Annotated in this window: 13 protein-coding genes; 7 read left to right on the plus strand and 6 right to left on the minus strand. The window is 50.7% G+C overall.

All coding sequences use genetic code 11. The features are described 5' to 3' along the window. Positions 1 to 203 precede the first annotated feature (203 nt). The 4 genes from ABEA14_RS07495 to ABEA14_RS07510 are packed head-to-tail and all read left to right on the plus strand — an operon-like array spanning position 204 to position 10,676. A complete protein-coding gene (locus tag ABEA14_RS07495) occupies positions 204 to 3,767 on the plus strand; it encodes a response regulator (RefSeq protein WP_345339281.1) in 3,564 nt (1,187 codons plus the stop codon). Between the two features lie 11 nt (positions 3,768 to 3,778). Next, a complete protein-coding gene (locus tag ABEA14_RS07500; protein WP_345339282.1) occupies positions 3,779 to 5,473 on the plus strand; it encodes a putative bifunctional diguanylate cyclase/phosphodiesterase in 1,695 nt (564 codons plus the stop codon). A gap of 5 nt (positions 5,474 to 5,478) precedes the next feature. Further along, entirely contained in the window at positions 5,479 to 9,762 is a 4,284-nt protein-coding gene (locus ABEA14_RS07505) for an ATP-binding protein (RefSeq protein WP_345339283.1), read from the plus strand. Next, positions 9,759 to 10,676 carry a diguanylate cyclase gene (locus ABEA14_RS07510; protein WP_345339285.1) on the plus strand — a complete coding sequence of 306 codons (918 nt, stop codon included), beginning with the start codon at positions 9,759 to 9,761 and terminating at the stop codon, positions 10,674 to 10,676. The genes ABEA14_RS07505 and ABEA14_RS07510 overlap by 4 nt, the downstream gene beginning before the upstream one ends. Before the next feature lie 7 nt (positions 10,677 to 10,683). Here the strand turns inward: ABEA14_RS07510 and ABEA14_RS07515 are convergent, their stop codons facing one another. Further along, the gene (locus ABEA14_RS07515; protein ID WP_345339286.1) at positions 10,684 to 11,622 is read right to left on the minus strand and encodes a hypothetical protein; all 939 of its coding nucleotides are present in this window, start codon (positions 11,620 to 11,622) and stop codon (positions 10,684 to 10,686) included. 163 nt (positions 11,623 to 11,785) lie between these two features. On the opposite strand from ABEA14_RS07515, the gene ABEA14_RS07520 reads away from it, so the two are divergent. The 3 genes from ABEA14_RS07520 (at position 11,786) to ABEA14_RS07530 (ending at position 15,867) form a co-directional block, all read left to right on the plus strand. Next, positions 11,786 to 13,015, plus strand: coding sequence for a DUF945 family protein (locus ABEA14_RS07520; RefSeq protein ID WP_345339287.1), 1,230 nt, complete (start codon positions 11,786 to 11,788; stop codon positions 13,013 to 13,015). 174 nt (positions 13,016 to 13,189) lie between these two features. Beyond that, positions 13,190 to 15,292 carry a M13 family metallopeptidase gene (locus tag ABEA14_RS07525; RefSeq protein ID WP_345339289.1) on the plus strand — a complete coding sequence of 701 codons (2,103 nt, stop codon included), beginning with the start codon at positions 13,190 to 13,192 and terminating at the stop codon, positions 15,290 to 15,292. Positions 15,293 to 15,465: 173 nt separating this feature from the next. After that, complete coding sequence (locus ABEA14_RS07530; protein ID WP_345339290.1) at positions 15,466 to 15,867, plus strand: hypothetical protein; 402 nt, start codon at positions 15,466 to 15,468, stop codon at positions 15,865 to 15,867. Between the two features lie 9 nt (positions 15,868 to 15,876). Here the strand turns inward: ABEA14_RS07530 and glpX are convergent, their stop codons facing one another. The 5 genes from glpX to ABEA14_RS07555 all read right to left on the minus strand — a co-directional run bounded on the left by glpX (position 15,877) and on the right by ABEA14_RS07555 (position 23,029). After that, entirely contained in the window at positions 15,877 to 16,884 is a 1,008-nt protein-coding gene (glpX, locus tag ABEA14_RS07535) for a class II fructose-bisphosphatase (RefSeq protein ID WP_345339291.1), read from the minus strand. Positions 16,885 to 17,000: 116 nt separating this feature from the next. Continuing rightward, the gene (locus ABEA14_RS07540; protein ID WP_345339292.1) at positions 17,001 to 17,456 is read right to left on the minus strand and encodes a hypothetical protein; all 456 of its coding nucleotides are present in this window, start codon (positions 17,454 to 17,456) and stop codon (positions 17,001 to 17,003) included. Between the two features lie 121 nt (positions 17,457 to 17,577). After that, positions 17,578 to 18,747 carry a beta-aspartyl-peptidase gene (iadA, locus tag ABEA14_RS07545; RefSeq protein ID WP_345339293.1) on the minus strand — a complete coding sequence of 390 codons (1,170 nt, stop codon included), beginning with the start codon at positions 18,745 to 18,747 and terminating at the stop codon, positions 17,578 to 17,580. Further along, positions 18,748 to 20,241 carry a putative basic amino acid antiporter YfcC gene (gene yfcC, locus ABEA14_RS07550; protein ID WP_345339294.1) on the minus strand — a complete coding sequence of 498 codons (1,494 nt, stop codon included), beginning with the start codon at positions 20,239 to 20,241 and terminating at the stop codon, positions 18,748 to 18,750. Between the two features lie 67 nt (positions 20,242 to 20,308). Next, a complete protein-coding gene (locus ABEA14_RS07555; RefSeq protein WP_345339295.1) occupies positions 20,309 to 23,029 on the minus strand; it encodes a TonB-dependent receptor plug domain-containing protein in 2,721 nt (906 codons plus the stop codon). Positions 23,030 to 23,091: the final 62 nt, after the last annotated feature.

The following is a 23,091-nucleotide window of genomic DNA, read 5'->3' on the forward strand; positions in this document are numbered from 1 at the left end:
TTGCGGCCTTTTTGTTATTGAAATGTTACTTCTGCCGCTTATAAATGATTGAAAAACCGACTAAGGTAAAGCATACATTGGTCTAATCAATTTTCAGTATGAACAGCCTGTTTAGGACGGCTAGAAGCGTTTATCTGGTTACCGCCTTTTTTATCCTACTTGTTGCCATCGTCGTATGGCGGTTAACCGAACATAGCGTTGCTATGTCGAAGCAGCAGCAGGCTGCCTCGTTGCAGACAGTACTCAGGATCACCCATCAGGGGCTGTTGTCCTGGCATGACCAGCAGATCAACACGCTTACTGCATTAATCAACAATCCCATTTACCTGCCATTGGCAAACCAACTGCGTTTGCTGCCCAAAGACGCCAGCTTGATCTCTGTTTCTCCGGCTCACACCACGTTACATATGCAGGTGATGCCGATGTTGCGGGAGATGAACTTCAGTGGATATGAACTGGTTGATGCCAACGGTATCGTCATCTCAAGTAACGATGAGGCCAGAGTAACCCAGGCCAGCGGCCTGCTTGAGCAAGGCCCGTTATTCAGGCGTTTAATGCAGGGAAATACGGTTATCAGTGAGCCTTTACCTGCACCAAACAGGCCATCACACACCAATATTATCGTTGCCGCACCGCTGTTTGATAACGCAGACAATGTGATTGCTGCATTATTGATTGAGCAGGATGCTGAGATCAGTCTTGGCAAGATCCTCAAGCGTGGTCGACAGGGCGAATCTGGCGAAGCTTATGCGTTTACCCGAGAGGGGTTAATGCTGACCAGCAGTCGCTTTGAACCGCAATTGCGTAGTTTGGGATTATTGGAAGCGGACCAACGTGCCAATCTCAACCTGATGTTGACCGATCCCGGCTATCGATTAACACCACAGCAAAAAGCAAGGAACAACGCCTCGCAGCCCCTTACCTCTATGGTTAAACAAGCGGTGAAGTATGGCAGTGGTTTTGATGTTGATGGTTATCGTGACTATCGCGGTGAGTTGGTGACTGGTGCCTGGCTATGGGATGACGAGTTAGGTTTTGGTATCGCAGTAGAGATGGATGTGAATGAAGCTTATGCACAATCACGCCAAGGGGTTATCTCTTCGATAGGTTGGACCGTTCTACTTGCCATTGGCACCCTAACCTTTGCCATTGTTATGGTGCGTTTTCGCAGGCGGATGCAGAAGCAGGACCACCTGCTAACCGAGTTAATTAATCGCGCCCCAGTTCAGTTGTCGATAAAGGATCTGGACGGTCGTTATTTGATGGTGAACGATGCGCTGGCAAGTCGTTTTGCGGTGGACAAGAAGTCCCTGGTCGGTGCCAAAGTTGAAGACTACATGCCTCACCCCGAAGCTCGCAGTATCAGAATGCACGATACCGAGGTACTTGAAACTGCCGAAGTAAAACTGTTTGAAGAGACGTTTGATATGGGGGGGCAGAGGGAAGTTCTGCGTACCGTGCGTTTCCCACTGTTTGACCTCGATGGAAAGGTTGAAGCCCTGTGCGCCGTTGCCGTTGATGTCACCGAGCAAGTGATGCTGCGGGAGGAGTTACATCAACTGAATGAAGAGTTAGAGCGGCGCGTGGCAGAACGTTCGCTTGAGGCGATCCAGGCTAATCAGGCGAAGAGTGAATTTGTCGCTAATATGAGCCATGAAATCAGGACGCCAATGAATGCTGTTCTCGGCATGGTTCAATTGCTTTACAACACACCGCTGACATCGCAACAGAAAGATTATGTCGACAAAGCTCAGCTCAGTGCTAAGGCGTTGTTGCAAATCATCAACGATATTCTCGACTTCTCGAAGATTGAAGCGGGCAAATTGGCTCTGGAGAAGATCGAGTTTCAACTGGACAAAATTCTGGATCAGGCAATCAGCTTAACCGCCCATAGACTAGTAGGGAAAGAGGTTGAGTTGATGCTGGATGTGGACGAAGTGGTGCCCAAATACCTGCTGGGCGATCCTCTGCGTTTAACCCAGGTTCTTACCAATCTGCTGAGCAATGCGACCAAGTTTACCACCCAAGGGGAAATTACACTTCGCGTAAGAGGCGTACAGGTTGGAAAACACAACGCCAATCTGGTGTTTGAGGTTCACGATACGGGTATAGGAATAGAATCAGAGCGTCTTGAAACCTTGTTCTCGCCGTTCGAGCAGGCGGATGGTTCAACTACGCGGGAATTCGGTGGCACCGGACTTGGCCTATCTATTTGCAAGCGGCTGGTTGAGCTGATGGGCGGACAGATCACCGTGACCAGTGAAGTGGGTGAGGGCACCTGTTTTCGCTTTACTCTGTCTATGCCAACCGCAGAGCAGAGCAGTGTCACTAAAGCGTCTAGTGCCTTGAAGGGCAAGCTGGCTCTTGTTGTCGACGATAGCGCCGGAGCCCGGGGCATCTATGCCAATATGCTGCAGAGTTTTGGTATGGAGGTATTTGAAGCCAGAGACGGTGAAGCTGCGCTGACCGAGGTTGTCCGAAGGGCGCAGTCGGGGACGCCTTATCAGCTATTGTTGGTGGACTGGAAAATGCCGCGTATGGATGGGCTTCAGTTGCTTGACCAACTGCTAGCCATGCAGAAAGACAATCCAGTGTTTGCCATGCCGCAGGTGCTGATGATGACCGCGTTTGGTTACGAAGACGAATTCGCCCGTCAGGTGCACCCGCTCTCCAGTAAAACGCTGTACAAACCCTTTACTCCCTCAGCGCTGTTCGATCAGCTATGTGACATGTTCGACTTAAAACCGGTTCAAGATGCTGGCAAGTCGATGCAGATGATAGATCTTACCCAACGTCGGATATTGCTGGTTGAGGATAACCCGATTAATCAGCAAGTAGCTTCAGAACTGTTGGCCAGTCGTGGCGCGGATGTTGATGTCGCCAGTAATGGTCGTCAAGCGATTGCGATGACCCAAAACGGTGATTATGAGTTGATTCTGATGGATATTCAGATGCCAGAGATGGATGGTCTTGAAGCAACTCAGAATCTACGTGAGCTGGGCAGTGAACTGCCTATCATTGCGATGACAGCCCATGCCATGAACGAGGATAAGGAAAAGAGTCTTGCGGCAGGGATGAATGATCATATCAATAAACCAATTGATCCAGAGTTGATGTTCAGTGTGATCAAACGCTGGTTACCAGAGCAGCGGCAGCCTTCAGGCGAACAGGAAAGCCTGTTCGACAGTACATTTGCGTTGGGGCAGTGTTCAGGTAATGAAACTCTTCTGGGTAATGCGTTGCGTAGCTTTGTTGGTGAAGCGGCAAAATCGATGGAAGCGATTGCAGGGTTCCACAAGGCGAAGGAGCTGGAACTGCTCGCTCAGACACTGCACAAACTCCGTGGTAGTGCATCCAACCTGGGAATGGTGAAGCTGGTTGAAGGCACTCGACTTGGCGAGAGTCTGTGTAGCGAAGGTAAGCCAAGTCATGAATATGAGGGCTGGGTCACCGACTTCCGTTTACTGTTTCAACAGACTATCCAATCAGTTAAAAAGTACTTGGAGCAACATCAGGATTCCTCTATTCGTGTTGTGCCAGTGCCAAGAGATACCCTGCTTGATCGCCTTGAAGGACTCAGAACGCGGATCCAGCAAGGCGAGTATATTGATGATCAGGAGATCGCCAGATTAAAGGCCAGCTTCCGAGCTGGGGAAGATAGTGCATTGTTCGAGCGCTTGAGTAGAAGCCTGTTTTCGCTGGATCAGGAAGCCGCACTGGGTTATCTAGAACAGCTGTTAGAACTGTTGCGCGCCCGCTATAGATAATGAAGGTCAACATGCGTACGCAACTGAATGTAGTCACTGTTGCTCCTGCCACCACGCAGGGATGGGATCTGCTGCTAAACAGCACTGATTACGCGCTCACGCGTTTAACCAGTGAAGAGCAGTTGGACAAATTACCTTCAGCCACCCATTTGGTGCTGGTTGATCAAAGCTTGCTTTCAGCCACCTTGCTCCAGTCTTGTCAAAATGCTGGCCATCAAGTCGTGGTCATCACAGAGGTTGTTGAACCCGCTCAACAGACTCAGTGGCTGGCGGAAGGGGTGAAAGATATTCTGGTATTGCCCTTGTCTGCAGCCCTAATCAAAGAGCGGATCTCGCAGCTGGCTGCCAATTTGGATGCCACGTCAGCGGGTATCGACCCCCTGACTAAACTGCCGAACCGTCATCAACTGAGTAAACACCTGGAGCAGCAGATAGCCTCTGCCAGTGGTGCGAAGCAAAGTTTCGCTGTGATGTTTGTCGATTTGGAGCATTTTAAAGAGGTTAATGATCTACACGGCCACCAATTTGGTGATCAACTGCTTCGGCAGGTGACTGAACAGATGAAACATGAAGTCGAGTCACCCAATCTGCTTTGTCGCTACGGTGGTGATGAGTTTGCCGTTGTGCTTGCGCCGGGTGATAGCTCAGAACTCCAGGCACGCCAGTTGGCGATTCGTTTAATCAGCTTGCTAGAGCAGCCTTTTGAAATAGAAGGGCGGCGTATTTCGTTAGGTGCCAGTGTAGGTATCAGCCTCTATCCAGAGCATGGTGAGTGTGCTTCCTCGTTGTTGGATTGTGCAGATGTCGCCATGTTTGAAGCCAAGAGCCGTGGTGTCGGTGATGTCATGCTCTACGCAAGTTTTATGGCCGAAGGTGCCAGTTATCGTGAAACCTTGGAGCGTCGCCTACCTGGGGCTTTGGAGCGTCAGGAGCTGGTCATGTATTACCAGCCAGTATTTGATCTCCTCGGCACTCGGGTTGTCAGTGCCGAGGCACTGCTTCGCTGGGAGGAGCCCGAGTTTGGGTTGATTCCACCAGGTGACTTTTTGTCTGTGGTTGAATCCGCAGGGGTCAGTGAAGCTCTCGGCGAATACATCCTGGCTCAGGTCTGTCAGACGTTGAAACAATGGCAGGACGCAGGTATCCAGCTGTCGATCGCGGTAAACCTATCCACCTTCCAATTAGATGCCGCAGATTTCCTCAACCGTATTCATGCGGTGGTTGAATCACATGGTGTTGATTTCCATCAGTTGCAGTTTGAGATCACTGAATCGATGCTGTTTACCGGCACGGTTAGAAAGCTGGAGCAGCTGTCATCGCTGGCTAGAGCCGGTGCAGAGATCATTCTCGATGATTTTGGTTATGGGCTTTCTAACTTCAGCAACTTGGTTAAATCACCGTTGTCAGCGATCAAGATCGATCGGCGCTTTGTTGCTGCTGCAACAGAGGACCAGTCAACTCAGACCTTGATCCGCAGTTTGATATCCTTGGCTCATTCACTGCAAAAGCGCGTCGTGGCAGAAGGGGTTGAAACGATGGCACAGCGGGATCTACTGTTGTCCATGGGGTGTGAGCAGGGACAGGGGTTCCAGTTTGCCCATCCGATGCCGGGAGAACTATTTATAGATTGGTTCCACCAGGATAGCGAGCTTGCCATCGCCACACAACCTGCACAGCAGGCACCTCCAGAGTTTGAGGAGAACTAATCGCGTTGAAGCAGGGGATCCTCAAGCGATATTCGAGAGCAATTAGGCTGGCCTATGTCGGCGTATTGCTTGTGGCCCTCTGCGCTTCCCTTGTGCTTTATCAACTGCACAGTGATGAGGCCCTGCAAAGACACAACCAAGGCATCGATGATTACGCTGAGTACGTAGATAAACTACTCGGCAGCAGTGCTCGTGCAATGGGCGGCCTGAATCAGTTTGCTACCGACCATTTGAGTCAGCCGCTTCGGATAAACCAGCCCTATCTGCTCAGTCATTTTGAATCCAATTCCCTAGAGCAGTACTACGAAGAGATTACCGATTCCAATTATCGCCGCGTATCCGGTGTCCACTTTGGTCGAATCATTGGTCGAGGCACTCTCTACGACCGTGGAGAGTGGTTCTTTCGTGAGTTGATGATGGTGGCAGACTTGGATACAGGTTTGCTGATGCTTGAGATGTCTGTGCCTCAAGTCGGCGCCATGTACTACTGCTCGCAAAGCGGCTTCGTCAATATGTTTCCCTGGACCGCAGAGTATGCGCCGGTAGCTAAGGAGTTACTGGCCAATGTCGAGGCCTGCGCTACCGAGCCCTCACAATGGTCATCGCCCATGGTGTCCAAGGTGTTGCAGCAATTAGTGGTCACTCTGTCTGAGTCGGTTTCGGTTGGTGAAGAGCGCCAGGGCCGGGTAGTTATGGAGCTGCCTTTAGCCTTGTTAACCGAGTATCTCAATGAACAAAAGGCACTACCAGGCAGTGCGATGTTGGTGGACCCTGATGGTAAAGTTCTGGCCCATGAAAAGCTGGTAAAGCAGAACGAGCTTACCATTTATGACTGGCAGATCGGCCTGCCGGAAGCGCTGCGCGACTTCTCGCTTGAACAGCTAAAAGAGCTCCGTAGCGGCAGTGTGATTCGTGGTTATCATGTAAAAACTTCGCTGTTACCCAATGCTCCCTGGTTGCTGGTTTATGTGACACCAGAAGAACAACTACTGGGGCCGCTTAGAATCGAGTTTGCACTCAATCTTTTCCTGCTGTTTGCAGGTCTTTCGGTGCTGGTATCGATTACCAATCATCTTTCAAAACTGACCTTCGTTCAGCCTGCGACCGAATTGCTTTATCACATTGAAGCCTGCTCTGAAGGCAACATTCGTAAAGATTACCCATCCCCAAAGGGGTGGAATGCCTGGTATGAGCTGGTCAGCGAAACTTTCTCCCAAAAACGCGCGTTATTGCGGGCGCTGGAGGAGCAGAATCTGCACTTGGACAATCAGGTTGCTGAACGCACCAGAGAGTTGAGAGAGCGCAGTGAACAGCGGGAAAAAGAGTTCAGTCTGCTGCGGTCATTGCTCGACTCTATTCCCGATCTCATCTATTTCAAAGATGAGCAGGGGCGTTATCTTGGGTCTAATAAAGCCTATGAGCGGGCGCTCGGAATGGAGGGCAATGAGCTGATTGGTGAGCTTGGACCGCAGTTGGAACCTGTGTCGGGTGACGACACTAAAGAAGATGCGCGGGTATATCGCCGCCGAGAACAGGTTTCGAAACGTGATTGGTATCGACTGGCTGATGGTACTGAAGCTCTACTCGATACGTTGCGCACCCCATTTTTTGATCGCAATGGCGATTTTTTGGGACTGATCTGTATTGGACGAGACGCAACATCTCAATATCAAGCGGAGCAGAAGCTGCATCAAAGTGAGCGTCGATTCAGAACCGCACTGGAAGCGGTGGCTGATGGTTTGTGGGATTTCAGGCCAGATCAGCCCGCACTGTTTGCAAGCGATCGATTCTGGACCATGCTGGGCTATGAGCCTGGCGAACTGTCATTTACGCGAGATGCCTGGCATTCCCTGGTTGCAGAATCTCATCGAGAAAAATTTGAATCAGAGCTGAACGCGTATCTCAACAAAGTCTCTGTATCAGAACCTAGGGGTTTTGATATGGAGTATGAGCTGAACTGCAAAAGCGGCAAACGTCTTTGGGTTCGAATTCGCGGTAGCGTGGTTGAGTGGGACGAGCGTGGTAAACCCCTGCGTATGATGGGGACTCACAGTGATATTTCACAGCGCAAACAGTTTGAGCAGGTGCTCCTCAAAGCGAAGCAGGAAGCAGAGTTGGCCAGCCGCTACAAGAGTGAATTTCTTGCCAATATGAGCCATGAGATCCGCACGCCGATGAATGCGATCCTTGGCATGTTGCGATTGGGGTTGAAGACGCGGCCCGAAGCTCCCCTCGTCACGTATCTGGAAAAAGCACGTGGCGCGGCCGATGGTCTGTTGGGCATCATCAATGACATTCTCGATTTCTCAAAAATTGAAGCGGGCAGAATGGATCTTGAGCAGATCCAATTTGATCTCGAAGAGGTGGTTGAGCTTGCCATCAGCCATATCGCTATCCGTGCTGAACAGAAACAGATAAGCCTGGTTGTTGAAATGGCGGACGAGTTGCCGACCATACTGGTAGGGGACCCCCTGCGACTGGGCCAAGTCATGAATAACCTGCTCAGCAATGCCGTGAAATTCACCGATGAAGGCGAGATCAGAATTGCACTGAGCTATGAAACTGAGGGGACCGATCAGATTCGATTGCATGTTGTTGTCAGTGACACCGGAATGGGTATCGACAGCGGCGCACAAAAACATCTGTTTGAGGCATTTCAGCAGGCTGATGGCTCTATGACTCGTCGCTTTGGTGGCACTGGGCTTGGACTCTCCATCTGTCGCCAGTTGGTAGAACTGATGGGAGGAAGTATCCAGGTTGAGAGTGAGCCTGGTGAAGGCAGCAGATTTATGTTCGATCTTATCGCCAAACAGCCCGATAGCGCTCTTCAACCGCAACAGCCTCTACCTTACAAAAAAGCCTTGTTGTGGTTGGAAAAGAGAGATGAGCAAAAAGAGTTGGCAGAAGCTTTGAAACGTATAGGCATGTCGACTCAGACTGTGATGGGCAAGCAGAGTTTGATCGACGGGTTACGAGAAAGCGACGACAGCGCATTGCTGTTTGTTGATGAGGCCCGCCTGGGCGACCCTGTGTTGACCAAGATATTAAGCAAAGAATCTCATTGGCGGTTGATGGTGGTTGGTGGCGTGGCCCAACACCATTTGCCGGATGCGCTTAAAGGCCAGGCAGACTGGTTACTCAGGCCCATACTTCCTGGCAGGCTAAGACGAACACTCATGCGCCTGCATCGAGACTCTGCCAGTGAGCAACCGCTCACAGAGCAGCTTTCATCGATGAAGGACAAACGAGTTCTTCTGGTCGAAGACAACCAACTGAACCAAGAGGTGGCACTTAGCCTGCTGGGCGAATATCCGGTTGAAATTGAAGTGGTCGATAATGGCGCTAAAGCGGTGACTATGGTGCAGCAGAAGAGTTTTGACTTGGTATTGATGGATATTCAGATGCCGGTCATGGATGGACTTACCGCGACCGAAACGATACGCACCCTGCCGGGTATGGCTGAATTGCCAGTTATTGCGATGACCGCACATGCTATGGCTGGAGATCGTGAGCGCAGTATTCATGCCGGCATGAATGACCATATCACCAAACCGATCACGCCTGAATCCATCGAACAAGTACTAAAGAGGTGGTTGGCAAAGGATGAGCATATTGAGGCCTCGCCCTCTGTTGAGCGAACCTCAGAAAACGAAACAAACCGATCAGATGTAGACAGCAATCTTGTGCTGGATCACAGCTTCGGTTTACGGCAGTTCAGTGGCAGGCGATCAGGTTATCATAGCGCCTTGGCACAGTTTGAATCACGCTACACTAATCAGAGTCAGGCGTTAAATGAGATGCTTGTTGGAGGGAAGGGCGAGCAGCTGAAGAACGAGATTCATACCCTCAAAGGGGTGGCCGGTAACCTAGGGGCGCATGCTCTGTCGCAGGCCTGTGTAGAATGGGAACAGCATCCTGAAGATAGCAATAGCCTGGTCAAGGTCGAGCAAGCCTTAAAACAGGCATTGTTGCAGGTAAGTACGTTACTCACTGAGCAACGAAGTATCGACAGAGCCCCTGTTCAATCGGAATATGAATCGGTCCTGACACCTGAGTTAGTGATAGCAAAGCTGGATGAGATGATCACCGCCTTAAGTGCGAGTGATTACGTTGATGAAGCAACTGTAGATGATATTCGCCCACTTCTGGTGGAAGAAAAAGGCCAACTAATGCTGAAAGGGTTAGTTCGAGCGTTGAGCGAATTTGATTCTGAAAAGGCATTGGAACAAGCGCAGTTTTTAAAAGCGCATGTGGAAATGCTCAATGAAAAAGAAGGGCCTGTACGGTGAGCAGTTTAATCAGTAAGACCACAGTACTCGTTGTTGATGATGAACCGATTAATATCAAGTTATTGGCTCAGGCGTTATCACCTAAGCACAGAGTGAAAACTGCAACTAACGGCGAGAAAGCACTGCAAATAGCGATTTCTGACGATCCACCGGATCTCATTCTTCTGGATGTACAGATGCCCGATCTGGATGGCTACGAAGTTTGTCGATTGTTGAAGCAGGATGCTCGTTCGAAAAATACCCCTGTGGTGTTTATTACCGGCAAAAACAGCAGCGAAGATGAAGCCCATGGTTTGGAGCTGGGAGCTGTTGATTACATCACTAAACCTTTCAGCTTGCCGATTGTGCTTGCGCGTGTAAAAAATCACGTAGCGCTAAAGAAGAAAAATGACTTACTGGAACAGTTAGTGTTTATTGATGGCCTGACTGAGATACCCAATCGCCGTCGTTTTGATGAATTGCTGGAATCAGAGTGGTTGAGAGCCCGCAGAAACAGTACGCCAATGGCCATTCTGATTATGGACATCGACTGTTTTAAACTGTTTAACGACAATTACGGCCACACAGAAGGTGACGACTGCTTGCGTGCTACCGCTGCGGCGCTGGCGAACACACTGCGTCGACCTGCTGACTTTGTCGCTCGATACGGTGGTGAAGAGTTTGTCGCGATTGTTCCTGAAGCGACCGAAGAGGCGGCCGTTTCTTTGGCGGAAAAGATGCGTGCTGCTGTCGAAAGTATGGGTGTCCCACATGCTTATTCAGAAGTGGCTGACGTCGTGACTCTCAGTATTGGTGTGGCTGGCACTATTCCTTCGATGGAGAGAACGCCTGAGCAGTTATTACAGGCGGCTGACGAAGCGTTATACAAAGCAAAACAAGCTGGCCGAAACAGGGTGTTTTCTACCCACCTCTAATTTGACTTCAAGGCATCGGAAGCACGCTGTAGTTACCATTTAGAATGGCATTACGGCTGCTTTCTCCTGCTGATGCCAGGCGGATTTGCGCAGGCCCAGCCACTTCCGCCACTATGTAATTGATGCCCTGATCCTGCACTTTAAGGTCGGTTTCCAGATAAGGCATTCTTAGGCCCAGCATGGCATGGTTAGGCATGTAGATCATCGCCATACTCAGTTGTGGATAAACTGCCTTCATAATCGCTGCCAACAACACCGCCTTACTGTCACAGTCGCCGCGATTCTCCTCGAGTACCCTGAGGGGCGGGAGGTAGCTGAGGTTTGCCGATGTGATCCTGGAGTCCTGAGTGACATAGGGAATCGATTGGATGAAAGGTAACAGGTAATCAGCGACCTGTCGGGCGGGGGCATTAGGGAAGCGCTCGACAATCAATTTGGCCAGCGGCTTCATCGCTGGAACAGAGACTTTCATATAGTGAAGGTGATCCGGAATCACCCCTGTCTCGCCCCACGGGCTTTCGTAAAGACGATAGTTATTTCGCTGGTAGTATGCCTGCCGTGCTTCCTGAGCGGCTTGGTGCAGTGCGCCTCTTACTTTTGCCTCAAAGTCACTGTCTTTGGACTTCACCTGCCAAGTCAGGGCATTGGGCTGCTGGGATATCTTGATTTGAACCTGTTTGTGGTCGTAAGTGGCTGCTTTTTTCTGCAGGGAAATGTATGCGTGGCGATCAGCAATTTGAGGGCGATATGCTTTCGACTTTTGTTGCTGCTGTTTTAAGGCATCGAGAGGAATGCCAAAGCCCAAGTTTTGTTTTTTCTGATTACGATCCAGCCAGCTGAAGTTCAGCTTCAGCTCATTGTCAGTGCGAGTTTGGCTTGCATCCAGCTGCTGAGCTAAGCCGGACCAACTGATGAGGCCAATGATAGTTAAGACTATGAGTCGCATAATAAAAAGATTGTCGTCGCTAATCCCTTCATCGGCAAGTCGATCAATTTCTTAAGCCAAATCCCTGCATAGGTCGCAAAGCGCCAGCAATCTGCTTGTCATGACAAGGCAGAATGCATAGGGTGATCAGGTTTTAAAGCTACGGAATGCTGTTGGAGTCGACATGTTGAAAAAGGTTTTGGTCAGCCTGACTATCTTATCTGTTTCCGCGCTGTTGTTGGCGTTGGGCGCAACCTTTATTCATGGTCAGTTTTATCTTAATCAGCAGCAGTGGCAAGTCGATAGACTGGCGATACAGGAACACGTTGAGGTCGCTTTAACCGAACGAGAGTACGGCCTGTTTTCAAGCAAGCTGACTTACCGCATAACCTTGGATGCCGATCAGGATAGCCCTGTCACTTTTGTCCTAATCAACCAGGCAAGTTACTTCCCCCATCAAATACGTATTCTGAGTCAGCTAGCCGTGCCCAGCATTTGGGCCGAGCAGTTCGAATCCCCAGTGATGCCGATGCAGCTGCTGAGCCACATGGATGTGATGGGCAACTTTCATGGTGAGTTCACTATGGATAGCTGGTTGGTTGAAGATGGTGTCGCGGGGCTTGTTCAAGTGCAGCCAGCGCTGGGAACTGTGGCTGGCAACCTTGAAGCATTCGACCTGAATTTTAACTGGGATGGTTTTGCGGCCAATGGCATGTTGGGTGAAATGAAGCTGCAGGGGTTGCGTATAGCGGCTGAATTGAGAGCGATCGCGCCAGAACTCTATGTTGGTGATAGTGAGTGGTCGATTGGTGGTCTCGATTCATCGGATAGCAATAATCAGTTTTCACTGAGAGACTTCAAAGTCAGTAATGTAATGACAGAAAATGGCTCGAACCTTTCCCACGGGATATCTCTGGGGTGGGAGTCAATCACGACACAGTTGGGGGCGGCCCAATACCATTCAGCCCAGAGCTTGATGAAACTCAATATCTCAGGCATCGATAAAACGAGTTGGCTCGCGCTACAGACATTAGCGCAAGATGAGCAAGCGACTGAATCCGAAGTCGAAGCTCAGTTACTGGCGATGTTGCAAAATGGTATGGCTGTTGATGTACCTGAATTAAAACTTAATCTGCAGGACGCGAACGCATCCGGCGAGCTGCAGTTTAGCCTGGCAAGGAATGATCTAAATGAACTGGCTCAGGTACAGAGCCTGCTCGCCAAGGTTAATGGTAAGGCGAACCTGGCGGTTGATTATCGACTGGTTCAGATGCTTCCGATGCCAATCGAGCAGGTCAATCAGATGGTAGCTGTAGGCTATCTGACGTTTGATGAAAACTCGGAACAGTATCGTGCTGACTTGTCGGTAACAGAAGGCCAGTTGACGCTGAATGGCCAACCCCTGCCAATGTGAGTTTAAAGCTACTCTATGAAGTCGCTGCTTGTTTTAATTTGTAACCACTCTTTTCATGTGACGAAAATATGACCAGGGGCGCTGGCAGTAAGCTAGCTCTCTGGTTACTATCCATGCCGTTAACTATTTCATAACAGAGCGCGACAACGCGCCATATCTCCAGAGGATTGAATAATGAACCGTCTGACGACCACTGCGTTAGCTGTGGCATTGGGTCTTGGATTGACCGGCTGCCAGGATGCACCCAAGGATGAAACCGCTAAAGCGCCAGTAGCCACTGAAGCGGCTCCGGAAGCAACGCCTGCACCTGCTGCTGAAGCACCAAAAGTACTGACTTCGGGCATTGCCAAAGAGAATTTTGATCCCCATGTCACCCACCAGGAAGATTTCTTCCTCTCTGTGAATGGTAGTTGGCTTGCTCGTACAGAGATCCCTGCAGATCGCTCTAACTATGGCTCTTTTACCGAGTTGTTTGAAAAGAGTGAGACCCTGCTGAAGTCAATCATGGAAGATGCCGCAAAGCAGCAGGCTACCGCCGGCTCTGATACTCAGAAACTGGGTGACTTCTGGGCCGCCTACATGGATGAAACAACGGTTGAAAACCTGGGCATGGCACCACTTCAGGCACAGTTTGATGCCATTGAGAACGCTAAAACCCACGATCAAGTGGCTGCCGTTATGGGACAGTTGCTTGTCGATGGTGTGTCAGGTCCATTTGGTTTCTATGTCAACAACGATGCTAAAAAGTCAGACGAATACGCGGTATACCTCTATCAGGCAGGCCTATCTATGCCTGACCGCGATTACTATTTGAATCAGGATGAGAAATTCGTCGCGCTTCGCGAAAGCTTGCGCTCGCTGATTTCTGACCTTCAATCTCAGGCGGGTAACGCACAACCAGAGATAGCCGCTGATGCGGTCATGGCCATTGAAACAGGCATTGCAAACGCGCAGTGGACACGTGTTGAGAGCCGTGACGCAAATAAGACTTACAACAAGATGAACCTGGCTGAACTGGCTGCTTTAATGCCGGGCTTCGATTGGCCTGCTTACGCTAAAGCGGCGGGCATCGATGTGGATGCCGTTATTGTTCGTCAGCCTAGTTATTTCACTGGGTTCGCAGAGCTGTTTGCCAAAACGCCAGTCGATAGTTGGAAGGCTTATCTCCGTCATCAACTGATCAGCGCTTATGCAGATTATTTGCCTAAGTCTGTGTCTGATCGTGCCTTTGCTTTCTACGGAACAGAGCTCAGAGGGGTGACTGAACAGAAGCCTCGTTGGAAGAAAGCGGTGATTGCTGCTGATTCCCAAGTAGGTGACCTGCTGGGTAAAGCTTACGTTGCTGAGGCGTTTAAGCCAGAAGCAAAAGCGCGCATGGAACAATTGATCGAAAACCTGCTGAGATCCTTCGAAATGTCGATTAAGGATCTGCCGTGGATGACCGAGGAAACCAAGCTTAAAGCATTGGATAAGCTCTCTAAGTTCACACCTAAGATCGGTTATCCAGAGAAGTGGAAAGATTACTCTGCACTGGATATTAAGGCCGGAGATCTGCTGGGTAACTACCGTCGTGCGGCGAACTGGGAATACCAGCGTATGCTGAATAAACTGGGTCAGCCGATCGATACCACTGAATGGCATATGACACCGCAAACGGTTAATGCCTACTACAACCCCGTGATGAATGAGATCGTTTTCCCTGCAGCCATTCTGCAGCCCCCATTCTTCAACATGGAAGCGGATGATGCGGTGAACTATGCCGCTATTGGCGCCGTGATTGGCCACGAAATCAGCCATGGCTTTGATGATCAAGGCAGCAAGTACGATGGTGACGGCAACCTGTCTAATTGGTGGACGGATGCGGATCGTGCAGCGTTCGATAAATTGGGTAAGCAGCTGGTCGAGCAGTACAACCAATACGAAGCTTTACCGGGTCACTTCGTCAACGGTGAATTGACACTGGGTGAGAACATCGGTGACTTGAGTGGATTGCAGGTAGCCTACAAAGCTTACCGGATGTCTTTGAATGGTGAAGTTGGGCCAGTGGTTGATGAGCTGACCGCAGATCAACGTTTCTTTATGGGTTGGTCTCAGATCTGGCGTCGCAAGTATCGCGAAGAGGAACTGCTCAGCCGCCTGAAGTCAGATCCACATTCACCAAGCCACTACCGAGTCATCGGTATTGTTTCAAATATGCCGGAGTTCTACACAGCGTTTGATGTTAGTGCTGATGACAAGATGTATATAGCACCTGAAAACCGTGTGAAAATTTGGTAATAACCTGTTGTTTTTCAGTTAGAAAGCACCAATTCTAATTGACGAAAAACTGGTCTGGCCGCTATCGTTTATTCGATAGCGGCCTTTCTTTTTGTGTGGTTTTTAGCAGGTGAAAGGTGAGCGCTTTCAGGCCAATAACTTGGCTCATGTAGTAACGGAAGGATCTAACCCCAATGCGATCTCATGGTGACTTCAAGCTGGAACGCAAAGACCGTTGTTTGGTTTTCCGCGTCATAGGCTCTGTTAACCTGATTACAGTCAGACAAAGCTTCGACGCATTTAAAGATGCAGTCGGTGAGCTGGATGGTGAGGGTTGGGTGTGCCTGAATGACCTGCGTGAGTGGGAGTTATTTCCCCCTGAATGTACTGAAGAGGCAAGTAACCTAAATGCCTGGTGTGCAGAGAATGGGCTAACCCATGAAGCGGTGGTAGTAACTAACAGCCTGTTGAAGTCTATTGCGTCGAAAACACGTTCCGAGCAGCACCCGGTCGAAACACGCTATTTCACTCGCTACCAAGAAGCGGAAGCATGGTTGGAGAGCGTCACCAGTGATATGGCTCCCCAACCAGCCTGAGTTGATCCGTTACAGGATCACTTCCTTTATCTCTGGATCTTTGCGGTCCAGGTAATGTGTCGATTGAATACGGCGAACCGTGCGTGATTTACCACGGATCACCAAGGTTTCGGTTTGTGCAATATTGCCCTGACGCGAAACCCCTTCCAGAAGGTCACCCTTGGTAACGCCTGTGGCAGAGAAGATCACATTGTCGTTGTGCGCCAACTGGTCCAGCTGCAGCACTTCGTTAATCTCGATGCCCATCTCTTCACAGCGCTTTACTTCCAACTCACTCAGACGACGATTGTCAAAACTATCGCCTTTAACTTTGTAGCGCGGTAGCAAGCGGCCCTGCATGTCACCATCCAGAGCACGAATTACCGCTGCTGAAATGACCCCTTCAGGCGCTCCACCAATACAGTACATCATGTCGACGTCACTGCTTGGCATGCAGGTCAGAATCGACATGGCGACGTCGCCATCGGGAATCGCGAATACACGCACGCCCATCTCCTGCATCTCTTCGATGACAGCGTCGTGTCTGGGCTTGGCCAGAGTAATGACGGTCAGGTCAGTCACGGCTTTCCCTACCGCTTTGGCTACCGACTTAATGTTTTCTGACAGCGATTTATTTAAGTCGATTTGCCCCTTGGCAGCTGGGCCGACGACCAGCTTTTCCATATACATGTCGGGTGCTTTCAGAAAAGTATCTTTATCACCCACAGCCAGAACAGCGATGGCATTTGATTGACCCATGGCGGTCATGCGAGTGCCTTCAATGGGATCGACGGCAATATCTACTTCATCGCCACCCACGCCAACTTTTTCACCGATGTACAACATAGGGGCTTCATCGATCTCCCCTTCACCGATAACGATTTCGCCCGATATCTCAATCTTGTTCAGCATGGCGCGCATCACTTCAACGGCTGCGCCGTCGGCGGCATTTTTGTCGCCACGACCTAACCACTTGTAGCCAGCTAATGCTGCAGCTTCGGTGACGCGGGAAAACTCAATCGCTAGTTCACGTTTCATATCAGGCTCACACTTATTGGAATGGCGCGCGAAGGGTACACGGGCTTCGCGGGAACACCAAGGATCCTAGTCAATTATCTGTATCCTTGCGATCTTTTGACAGCAACGACCGTGGCTTATTTAGTTTCCACCACGTATCCATTTTCGATATAGATGCGGTGGGGAAAACGTGGTGTGGGTGGTGTAAAAATCCACTCTTTGAACACATTATTGCCGCCTGCCGGGTAGATGTATTCGCTATGTTGTTTGTTGCGAATAATCGACTTTGCTTGCTGCTCTGTCATGCAGGGGACGATGTTTTGAAACCTGAGCTGGGTTTTGATCTCGCTCTTTTGTGCCAGGGTCAAATCGCGACACTTAATTGGAATGGGGGGCCCGCTTGGCGTTGGTTTTGGTTCAGGCTTTGCCTGCTTCTCTTCCATCAAGGGTTCGCGAGGTTGCTCTGATTTGGCTGTGTTGGTGGGTGGCACTTCAATGATTTTGCCACCCGGACAGGGGGTATCACTGAAACTGCCGTCTTTGCACTGATAAAGTGATTTGGACTGACCAACAACTGTGGGCACAGCCAGCATAAGCAAGGCACCGACTAGCAGTGCCTTGGACCGGGGGGAAGAAAGTATCTGTTTGTTTTTAATGGGCATGCTTTAATTTAAGCATGCCCACCTTAATGCACAACACTGTATTGAGATTAGCCTACTCGAAATTCCCACAAACAATGGCTTCGCCCTGCTCCACCATATGTTTGCCCTGTGACCACAAGTGCTCTAACGCCAGCGTTTCCGCATCCAGCAGCATCAGGTCGGCATCATTTTCCAGTGCGATTTCGCCCTTGCCTTCCAAGTGCAGAATATTGGCTGGATTGCGTGTGGCGCACGCCAAGGCAACTTCCAAGGGAACTTGCTTGTCATTAACCGCATCGCGAATGCTTTGCAGCAGGCTACCAACTTGAGCCACCTGAAGATCTATCAAAACACCATTTTCATCAAACAGTGGCAGGCTGGCATTACCATCGGAACTCAAGGTGATTTGAGATACAGGGACATTCAAGGCCAGACAATATGCCAACGCATCGGCGGCAGAACGCTCCCCTGAAGCCAGAATTTGCTCCGTGGTGCTGGTGGTGAAATCGATATAGCCGCCACGCTTGGCCCATGCAACGCCCTGATCAAGCAGGTTTTGATTGCGATTGATATGGGTGGGGTAGAACTGGCTGGCAGGAATGCTCGATTCTGATACCGCCTGATTCAGCAGTGACAGACCTTCGGGCGAGTCGCCCAAGTGTACGCTGACAATACCGGCTTTGCCTGCCAGCATGCCACCAACACGTGCTTCTGATGCCAGTCGGATCATCTCCTCGACGCTCATATGAGATGCGCGATGATCGGCAATAGCCACTTCGCCGACGCCAATGACTCGGTCCAGCAGCAGGATATCATCCTGTACATTGTCGAGCAGTGTTTTGGCCGGGAACTGATATGAACCCGTGTAGCAGTACACGCTCAGGCCAAGGTGGTTGAGTTCATTTACTTTTGCCAACAGATTGGGCAGGGCACGCGTCGTTGCGTCTGTTCCAAGACAGCCCACCAGCGTGGTTACACCGCCTAACGTAGCATCTGTCAGCTGCATCTCAGGCGTCCGGGTAGCAAAACCGCCTTCGCCACCACCGCCAGTGATATGCACCAGGGAATCAATTAAACCAGGAGCAGCGATCATGCCTTCAGCATCAACCACATGTACAGGCAGTGTGCTGCTCAGTTTAATCTCTTTTTCTAACGCAACGACTTTGTTCCCCGCCAGTAGGATATCTTGTTTTCCCTGTGGTTCAGGTGCGTAAAGCTCGGCGTTTTTAATCAGTGTCAGCATTTATTGATAATCCAGAATAACGGCACTCACCATCGCCAGTGATGCCAGCAAAAACAGCCACACCTGCAGCCGCCAGATGAACTTGAACCACACACTCCAATCAAGGCGGGCGACGCCCAGGCAGCCAACGAGAGAAGCAGAAGTGGGAATAATGATATTGGTCAGGCCATCACCCAATTGGAAGGCCAACACGGCAGTCTGTCTACTCACCCCAACCAGATCCGAGAGCGGTGCCATCAAAGGCATAGTCAAAGCGGCCTGGCCTGAACCTGATGCAACAAAGAAGTTGAATATCGACTGCAGTGCCAACATCAGCGTCGCAGCCACACTTTCTGAGACCCCCTCAATACCTGATGCCGCATAAAACAGCAGGGAGTTAAGAATGGAGGGCTCGGTCGGGTTGTCTCCACCCAGCAATAGCACCACACCTTTTGCTATGGCGACCACTAAGGCGGCAGGTAGCAACTCGGCTGCGCCTTGTTTAAACCCATCGGAAGCATCATTGGCGGTAATGCTATTGCCCCGGGAGAAGACCGCAATAAGAGCGGCGAGCAAACCGATGGCAAAGAACTGACTGGCGATTTGGGGAATATAGTATTGGTGCCAGATAACGCCCCAAATGACCCAGACGATACCGCCGCCTAACACCTGCAGGATAAGTTTATCCGTCAGGTTGAACTCATCATTCAGCGAGTCCTGCTGTTGGTCAACAAACTGGCGATCGCTCTGATAACTGGCCGAGCGCGTTGGATCGGCTTTGATATGGTTGGCGTATTTGAGCGTGTAGAACAAGCCGAACAGCGTAAAAACGGCCCAAAGCGCCATTCTAAATGGTGCACCAGACATTACCGGTAACCCTGCGATACCTTGCGCGATAGAGACACTGAAGGGGTTCATCCAACTGGTGGCAAAACCAATTTGGGTGGCGACATAGGTCACCAACACGGTGGTAATGCTGTCGTAACCCAGCCGGATCAGCAGTGGCAACAGGACGATGCAAAATGCGATCGCCTCTTCACCCATGCCAAAGATGGCGCCACCCAAAGAAAACAGAAGAAAAAGCAGAGGGAGCAGTGCTTTTTCAAAGTGCCCGCCGATGGCTATTAACCGTAAAATGCCTCGATGGATGGCACCGGTGCGCATGATCATGCCAAAGGCGCCACCAATTACCAGAATAAAAGCGATGACGCCTATGGCGCTGCCCCACTTACTACCGGCCACCAGACCTTCAAATGGCACATTCAGCAGGCCTATCTCACCATGGCTGTCAAACACTGGCGCCGCAGCGATATCTTCGCCCGCTTCGGAGTAGCTGCCGGGTACGATCATGGTGCGTTCGCTGCCATTTACCAATTGGGTCTGAGTTTCAAACTTGCCCGCTGGCAACAGGTAGTTGAGCAGTAGCGCTAAAACAGCCACAAAAAACAGGATCACAAATGCATCGGGCATTCGTGTGGTTTTCTCCGTGGCGACGGAGACATTTGGATCTGACATGGAAACCTCGGGTACAAGACGCTCCTGACATCAGGAGCGCCTTTGGATAACGACTAAACCACTGTCGTTAGAATTTTAGTGTGTAGCCAAGGGTATAGTAGCGTCCCATGGAGTCATGGTTAACCAGATCAACGTTGGCACCGGAGCCATAAGCAACAGGCGGCTCACGATCAAACAGGTTATCGACATTGAAGCTGACGTAGCTATTGCCGGTGATGTCATAACTCAGATATAGATCGAATGTGGTCCAGGAAGGCACCTGACGCCCTTCAGGCACGGCTGATTTATCATGGTCATCATCGTAGCTGTGGGTGTATTCCGCACGGAGTGAACCAAGGAAGTCATTGAAGCGCCAGCGCATGGTCGCGTTTGCCAGCCAGCGAGGATAACGCCAGCCGCCGGCCAACTCTTCGGTGTCACTGCCGCTGGAGAGCTTCTGCTCAAAACTATTCAGATAAGTGGCATCCAGATAGAAACCAAAGTCACCCCACTCGCTGGTATTCAGGTCATACTCGGCACTGATATCGAAACCGTCAGTTTCCTGAAAACCAAAGTTAACCAGTTCCAGCCGTATCTCTTCAATAGGTGAGCCGATAGTACCATCGCGTGTGATAATTCCGACTTCTCCATCTGCAAGTACTTGATCGGGGTCCTCTGGGTCATCCGGGAATTCCGAGACTACTCGGACTTCACCACGAAGCGCTTGGCGGAACAGATCTTCATCATCGGTGCCCACCAGGTCTTCATGTTTGTACTTCCAATAGTCAACTTTAAAGGTCAGCTCCTGGGTAGGACTCCAGATAACACCTAGGTCATAGCTATCCGCAGTTTCGGCTTCAAGATCATCGTTGCCATAGATCTCGCTGAGGTAGCCATCGTCTTCATCAAAGCCACCACAGAAATTATCCTGAAACTCACCGGAACAGGGCAGAGCACCAGAACTCAGAGTAATTCCAGCACCTACTTGTGCCAGCGACGGTGCTCGGAAGCTTTGTGCCCAGGCGCCGCGGAGTACCAGGCTATCGGTCGGCTGGTAGCGGAAGCCGACTTTGGGGCTAACATCGCTACCAAACGACTCGTATTCGTCAAATCTTGCCGCCAACTGCAGATCAAGGGTTTCTGTCACAGGCACTGCAAATTCGGTAAACACTGCATAGGCCCATCGGTCAGCTTCAGCTTCAGTAGAACCAAAACCAAACACCGGTACGTCACCAGCGATTGCAGTAGCAAGAGGAGAGGGGTTGTCCTCCACTTCTTCGGTACGATATTCCGCACCAAAGGCCATAACTACTGATCCTGCAGGTAACTCATAGATCTCGCCGCTGGCTTGGAAGTCCAGCACCATCAGCTCAGATTCACCATCGCGTGGTACTTCTTCGCGCAGTAAATCAACGACCATAGGGTCGTTATCAGTCTGACCGCCGAAGACGTTGTACCAGAGGCCATCAACATCAGGATCACAGCCGATAGAGCCATCGGCACAAAGCTCTCCTCCGACAGCGGCTTTGAACTTCTCTACATGATAAATACCCGCGGTGGCTTTTTGAGTATTTTCGTTTTTGCCCCAGAGGAAAGAAGTTTGCCACTCCCAGTCCATCAGTTCGCCGCGTAGGCCCGTAGCCACACGGTAGTTATCGGATTCAACCTCGACAGTTCTTGCATCGGGGAAGCGACCCCAGGCAAAAATCGGATAGGCTGGATCAACACCTGCTTCATCAAAGCGATCGCGCAGCTCCTGTGGCATATTCGGGTGATCGTAGCTAATTGGCGCATCGTCACCGGAGAAAGGTGCGGGCTCACTGTTGGAGCTACTCTCTTTGTTGCTGTAAACAAATTCGTTAAACCAGACCATGCCATTATCAAAGGTGTAATCCAGCGTAATTAGTGAGCTGTAAGACTCCATCTCCGGCAGGGTTGCTGTGTAAGCGTTGCGGTTTAGTTCGCAGTACTCACCAAACCCTCCTACGCCAAACTGATCTTCAGGACAGGCAGCTTCGACGAAATCACCTATTTCAGGCGTGTCCATGGCCCAAAGATCGTTAAAGCTGGGGAAGATACCTTGCTGGCTTGGGCGAGGCTCTACCGCTGTGGCACTGCGATCTCTGTCGTACAACGCATTACGATCGAAGTAATCGAACGTCGCCATCATCTGCCAGTTATCTTCAACATGACCAAATGCCAGATTGAGGTTTTTCTTGGTGTCGTCGCTGCTGGCATCCGAATCGCCGTAGCTTGCGCTGATTTCAAAACCTTCGAAGTCTTTGCGCAGGATGAAGTTCACTACACCGGCAACGGCGTCGGCACCATAAATAGCTGAGGCGCCGGAGGTGAGAATTTCAACCCGTTCAATCGCCGCCAGTGGAATGGCGTTAACGTCAACAAACGACTCATTGCCATTGGCGAAGGAGCTGACGGACATACGGCGACCGTTAAGCAGGGTCAGTGTTGATGAAGTACCCAGACCGCGCAGTGAAATACCGGCGGCGCCAGCGGGAGCATCGCCCTGTTTCGCGCCTGATAGAGCGGTCGAGAAGGTACCCGCACCACCACCAAACTGGGGTAGTTGGTTAATCAATTCGATCACAGTGTTTGCACCCGAGGTTCGGATATCTTCCTCGGAGATGGTGATCACCGGTAATGCGCCTTCCATGTCGACACCTTTGAGGTGACTGCCTGTCACCTGGATGCGTTCAACTTCGGCATTTGGGTCTTCCACCGCTTGCTCAACGGCAAGGGCGATGGGTGAAAGCAGTAAACCTGCGCTGGCTGAGAGTAGTCGTTTTTTCATGGTGAAACCCCTGGAATCCAATACTTTTGTACTCCCGCCTGCCCGCACAGTCTTTTGCCGTG

The organism is Corallincola platygyrae, from assembly GCF_039544265.1.
Lineage (GTDB): Bacteria > Pseudomonadota > Gammaproteobacteria > Enterobacterales > Neiellaceae > Corallincola > Corallincola platygyrae.

Excerpts from the sequence above, each read along its gene's own strand:
- ABEA14_RS07515 (WP_345339286.1), bottom strand. The coding sequence starts at position 11,622 with ATGCGACTCATAGTCTTAACTATCATTGGCCTCATCAGTTGGTCCGGC.
- ABEA14_RS07520 (WP_345339287.1), top strand. The coding sequence starts at position 11,786 with ATGTTGAAAAAGGTTTTGGTCAGCCTGACTATCTTATCTGTTTCCGCG.
- glpX (WP_345339291.1), bottom strand. The coding sequence starts at position 16,884 with ATGAAACGTGAACTAGCGATTGAGTTTTCCCGCGTCACCGAAGCTGCA.
- ABEA14_RS07540 (WP_345339292.1), bottom strand. The coding sequence starts at position 17,456 with ATGCTGGCTGTGCCCACAGTTGTTGGTCAGTCCAAATCACTTTATCAG.
- ABEA14_RS07525 (WP_345339289.1), top strand. The coding sequence starts at position 13,190 with ATGAACCGTCTGACGACCACTGCGTTAGCTGTGGCATTGGGTCTTGGA.
- ABEA14_RS07495 (WP_345339281.1), top strand. The coding sequence starts at position 204 with ATGTCGAAGCAGCAGCAGGCTGCCTCGTTGCAGACAGTACTCAGGATC.
- ABEA14_RS07500 (WP_345339282.1), top strand. The coding sequence starts at position 3,779 with ATGCGTACGCAACTGAATGTAGTCACTGTTGCTCCTGCCACCACGCAG.
- ABEA14_RS07555 (WP_345339295.1), bottom strand. The coding sequence starts at position 23,029 with ATGAAAAAACGACTACTCTCAGCCAGCGCAGGTTTACTGCTTTCACCC.
- ABEA14_RS07530 (WP_345339290.1), top strand. The coding sequence starts at position 15,466 with ATGCGATCTCATGGTGACTTCAAGCTGGAACGCAAAGACCGTTGTTTG.
- iadA (WP_345339293.1), bottom strand. The coding sequence starts at position 18,747 with ATGCTGACACTGATTAAAAACGCCGAGCTTTACGCACCTGAACCACAG.
- yfcC (WP_345339294.1), bottom strand. The coding sequence starts at position 20,241 with ATGTCAGATCCAAATGTCTCCGTCGCCACGGAGAAAACCACACGAATG.